Raw genomic sequence first — 4,420 nt, 5'->3', positions numbered from 1 at the left:
GTCGACGATCTCGGTCAGCGGCTTCGGGTAGACGCCCAGACCGATCAGCAGCGCGATCAGCGGGGCGACGACCAGGATTTCCCGCAGGCGCAGGTCCGGCATCGCGCGGACCTTGGCCGGCCCGCCCCGCCGGAGCGGGCCGGATCTCGGTCGGCCGGCCGAACCGGGTCCGGGCCGGGGGGGCGGGCCGGCCCCGGGCGGCGGCCGAACCGGGTCCGGGCCGGGGGGTGGGGGGTCGTTCGGGTGGGGGGAGCCGGGCGAAAACGGCCCCCTTCGGGGGGACGCCGCTCTACCGTGCCCTGAGGGCGCGTTCGGCACGGCAGCGGAGGTGGGCGGATGGACGACGAAGAAGACATGCGGCTGGCGCGGATGACGCCGGAGATCTCCCGCCGGACCCTCGCGATGCTGCGCGGTCTGGCGGGAATGGAGCCGCCCGAGCAGGTCCCCGAGGAGGCCATGATCGTGGCGGACGCGATCCTCGCCGAATACGGCACCGACGGCCTCCGGGTCCTGGTGATGACCCTCGCCGCCTGGGCGACGGCCCAGATCGAGAACGTCGCCGAACTGAGCCGGCGCAGCCACGAGGCGGTCTTGGACGCGATGGAGCTGGCCTGTCTGGAGGCGGGCGCCGAGGACTGAGCCGACACGGCACGCGGGCCGGACGGCGGCTCGCACGACCCCTCGCGCCGGATTCGGCGACACTGAGGTGAGCAGCACCGTCGTGGGGGGCCGTGATCGGAGGCCGTCGTGAGCACACCTTCACCCATCAAGCTCGCCGCCGTGCTGTCCGCCGAGCACCGCGAGCGGCTCATGGCCTTGGCCCGTGAGGTCAATTTCCGCGAGGGTGCCCGGATCTTCGATGAGGGCAGTCGGGCCGAGTCCTTCTGGATCGTGCGCTCCGGAACCGTCACGCTGCAGCTCCCCGTCCCCGGCCGCCGCGCCACCCCCATCGAGAGCCTCGGACCGGGCGAACTGGTCGGCTGGTCCTGGCTCTTCCCGCCCTTCACGTGGCAGCTCAGCGCCGAGGCGATGACCCTCGTCCGGGCGTACCAGTTCGACGCGCCCACGGTCCGGATGCTCATGGACGCCGACCCCACCTTCGGCTCCGCCATCGGGCACTGGGTCGGCCGGGTGCTGGCGACGCGGCTCCAGCAGACGCGCACGCGCCTCCTCGACCTGTACGCCCCGCGCATCGCCGCGACCCGCTGATTGCCGCAGTCCACAACCCCGCCCCGGCGGTCCCGACGGCCCTCGAAGCGGGTGTCTTCGGCCGTTTCGCATGCTCCCGTCCGCACAGGTCAACGACCCGACACCGCTGCGGACTGCACTCATGCGCTCACGAACGGTGACGGGATTTCGCGGCCCGAACGAGCGTTTGGGCGTCGCATGGGCGAGACTCGCGTCCGTTATCCGGCACCACAACCCCGAGGAGTGTTCGAAATGCGGTCCATCAGCAGGAGTCTGGGACTGGCTTCCGGAGCCATGGCGCTCACCGCTCTCACCGCGCTGGCCGGGTCCGGCGCCGCCGACGCGGCGCCGACCGGAGCGGAAACCCTCTACGCCCCGTCGGCGCTCGTGGTCGCCGTCGCGTCCGGAGAGGACCCCGCCCAGGCGACGGTGATGCGCGCGGCGACGCTGGTGTGCGCTCCGCGGCCGGCGGGCACGCACCCGGACCCGGCCGCCGCGTGCGCCGAATTACGGGTCAACGGCGGCTCGCCGGACGCACTGACCGCCCCGCGCGCGAACGTGCGGTGTACGAGGGAGTGGAACCCGGTGACGGTGACGGTCGACGGCGTGTGGCAGGGCGTCCGGATGAACTACGCGCACACCTTCGCGAATCCTTGCGAGTTGCGCACCAGCGAGGGCGTCCTGTTCCACGTCTAGGCCGCCGGGTTCCCGCCGGGCGGCGCCGTGCGACCGCCGTCCGGCCCGCGTCACCCCAGTTCGAGGCTGGTGACCCCGTACAGACCTGACAGGTCGAGCGCCGGCGCCGGGCCGGTGTACATGCGGGCGGTCTCGAAGGTGGGCACCAGCCCCAGCCCGGCCATGAGAGCGGTGGCGGTCGGGTTGGCGTCGGGCACGTCCACGGCGACCCGACCGCCGGGAGCGTGCCGCGCCAGGCCGCGCAGCAGGGCACCCGCGATCTCCGGGCCGGCCGCGTACAGCGGGCCGATCCGGGCGGCGCCGCTGCCCGGGCGGACCACGCCGAGGCCCTCGACCCGTCCGTCCCGGACGGCGGCGAGGGCCGTCCGCCCGGGCAGCCCGGTCCACGCGGCGAGGAACGAGTCCCGAGGCTCCGGGAAGAACCGGCGGTCGTAGGCGGCGAGTTCCGCGAAGGGCAGGGACGCCGCGTCCACCACCAGCACCCCGCTGTCGTCCCCGGCCTGCGGAACCCCCTCGTAGCGGGCGTTGTTCCAGGCATGACGGAACCCGGACGTACGGTAGTTGTCCTGCTGCTCCACCACCCCGTCCAAGCCGACGAGGCGACCGTCGAGCCGCGCCATCCCGGCGTTCCACAGCCGTATCCCGTAGCCCTGGCCACGCACGGCGGGCCGGGCGATGTAGAAGCCGACGAACCCGAAGCCGGCGCCGTAGCGGACCGCCGAGATGCAGGCCACCGGCTCCCTGTCGAGCCGCCCTACGAGGAACCCGCCGGGGTCCGCGACGGCGAAGGCGAAACGATCGCCGACGCCCGGGTTCCAGCCTTCCTCCTCGGCCCAGGAGCGGATGAGTTCCATGTCGTGGGCGCTCGCGCCGGTGATCTCGAAGCCGGTCATGCCCGGTGTTCTACCAGACGTCGTCTCGGCCGCGCAGCCCCGCACCCTCGGCCTGCTCCCCCGTCAGGAGGCCGACCAGGTCGCCCGGGTGGGTGTCCCGGTGGATGTCGCCGACCTGCCCGTCGCCCACCTCCACGACCCGCAGGACGCCGTCCGCGCGCCGTGCGAGGTCGGTGGTCACGAAGCGACAGTCCAGCGCCTCCACGGCCGTCCGCACCGGACCCAGGTCGAGCGCCCCGATCTCGCCGGGCACGCAGTCGGGGTGGGCGGTGACCAGGCGGGGCGTCCCGTCCAGCCACCACACCCGGATCTCCGCGGGTCCCCCGTCGGGCGTCACGAAGTCCTCGAACCCCCGGAGCACCACACCGCCGGCCAGGTCGTCGCCCTGGAGTTCCACGAAGCGGCTCACCACCCGGTGCAGGACCTCCGGTCGCCGTGTGTCGGGGACGTGACAGGCCTCGTCCCACTCGTGCTTGCGGGACTTGACGTAGTCCTTGACGACGGCGGCGTGTGACGGGAGCCCGCCGGCGAGCGCCGCGAGCGCGGACGAGGCGGGTACCTGCCCCGGCGCCGTCGGCAGCCAGGAGCTGTACGGGGTGAGGTCGGCGAAGGTCGCGTACCAGCCGGGCAGTTCGTGCGCGCGCCGGTAGCGTTCCGGATCGACGACGAGGTGCGCGCCCCGCTCGCGCAGGGCGGCGTCGAGTGCGGCGTACCGCGCGGCCGGGATCATCCAGCCCCGGTACCAGAGGGCGCCGGTCCCGACGGGTACCCGGGACACCGCCCTCCCGGCGTCCCCCGCGAGGAGGGCGTCGTGGTCGAGGAGCAGCACCCGCCCGCCGGCGGCGCGCAGGTGCCGGGCCTCCTCCGCGAAGTGGGTGTCGGCCCGGCGCCCGTCCAGCGGGTCGGAGCAGTAGAGGACGGCGGTCGTCGGCATGGCGCCCACCCTACGGACCGCCTCCCCGCCCGGCGCACCGGTTTACCCGGCCCGTCACCCTCCTCCCCCCGGGCTCGCCCGGCTCCCCCGTCTTCCCGGCCCTGTGTCGAGCGGGTCTCAGCCGGCGCAGATCACGTCGTCCAGCCGGATCGGCCTGCTGTCGAGCCGTACGTACGCGGTGAAGGTGTCGGTGGCCCCGCCGTCCCAGTGGGTGGTGACGGTGGCCCAGCCGACGCCGGCGTTCTTCGCGACGGTCGCCGGCCCGACCGTGATCCGGTTGGGCTTGCTCCGGGCGCAGAGCAGTACGTCGGTGTCCGGGTAGTTCTTCTGCTTCTCCTTGAGCTGGGAGGAGACCCGGTGACGGCGGTCGTACGCGGAGGGGCCGTGGTGCCCGTAGAAACCGATCAGGAAACCGCTGATCTGGGCGGCGGTGTGCCGGTGGGCGCGGGCGGCGATCTCGCCGAACGGAGGCGCGTCGGCCAGGGCCGGGGCCGCCGTCGCCGCGGGGAGCAGCAGGGCGAGCAGCAGGGCGCCGGGCAGATGAGGGGTGAGCTTCATGTGCGGTTTGTAGCCGTCCGCGCCGCCCGGCCGGGCGGGGCGCGGCGGGGACCTCACCCCAGTGGGGGCGGGATTCACCACTGTGGGCCCGGGTCAGCGCCCCGCCCGGCCGGGGCGCGGGCGCGGGCGCGGGCGCGGGCGCGGGCGCGGG

Annotated in this window: 6 protein-coding genes; 3 read left to right on the top strand and 3 right to left on the bottom strand. The window is 74.2% G+C overall.

Translation table 11 applies throughout. The annotated features are described in order from the left end of the window. Nucleotides 1-336: 336 nt before the first annotated feature. The 3 genes from E6R62_RS37185 to E6R62_RS37175 all read left to right on the top strand — a co-directional run bounded on the left by E6R62_RS37185 (nt 337) and on the right by E6R62_RS37175 (nt 1,884). Entirely contained in the window at nt 337-639 is a 303-nt protein-coding gene (locus E6R62_RS37185; RefSeq protein ID WP_136217869.1) for a hypothetical protein, read from the top strand. 108 nt (nt 640-747) lie between these two features. Then, entirely contained in the window at nt 748-1,209 is a 462-nt protein-coding gene (locus tag E6R62_RS37180) for a Crp/Fnr family transcriptional regulator (protein ID WP_206308966.1), read from the top strand. Between the two features lie 231 nt (nt 1,210-1,440). Continuing rightward, on the top strand, nt 1,441-1,884 hold the full coding sequence (locus E6R62_RS37175) for an SSI family serine proteinase inhibitor (protein WP_168714306.1): 444 nt from the start codon (nt 1,441-1,443) through the stop codon (nt 1,882-1,884). A gap of 50 nt (nt 1,885-1,934) precedes the next feature. On the opposite strand, the gene E6R62_RS37170 is transcribed toward E6R62_RS37175, so the two are convergent. From E6R62_RS37170 to E6R62_RS37160, 3 genes are all read right to left on the bottom strand, one after another. After that, complete coding sequence (locus tag E6R62_RS37170; RefSeq protein WP_136217868.1) at nt 1,935-2,777, bottom strand: GNAT family N-acetyltransferase; 843 nt, start codon at nt 2,775-2,777, stop codon at nt 1,935-1,937. A gap of 10 nt (nt 2,778-2,787) precedes the next feature. Continuing rightward, nucleotides 2,788-3,711, bottom strand: a complete 924-nt coding sequence (locus E6R62_RS37165; protein WP_168714305.1) for an ATP-grasp domain-containing protein — start codon at nt 3,709-3,711, stop codon at nt 2,788-2,790. A 117-nt stretch (nt 3,712-3,828) separates the two neighbouring features. Continuing rightward, nucleotides 3,829-4,269: a hypothetical protein gene (locus E6R62_RS37160; protein WP_136217867.1), complete on the bottom strand. Its 441-nt coding sequence runs from the start codon at nt 4,267-4,269 to the stop codon at nt 3,829-3,831. Between the last annotated feature and the right edge of the window lie 151 nt (nt 4,270-4,420).

This window comes from Streptomyces sp. A1136, assembly GCF_004795055.1.
In the GTDB taxonomy this organism is placed as follows: domain Bacteria; phylum Actinomycetota; class Actinomycetes; order Streptomycetales; family Streptomycetaceae; genus Streptomyces.
This window is presented reverse-complemented; position numbering and strand designations above follow the sequence as displayed.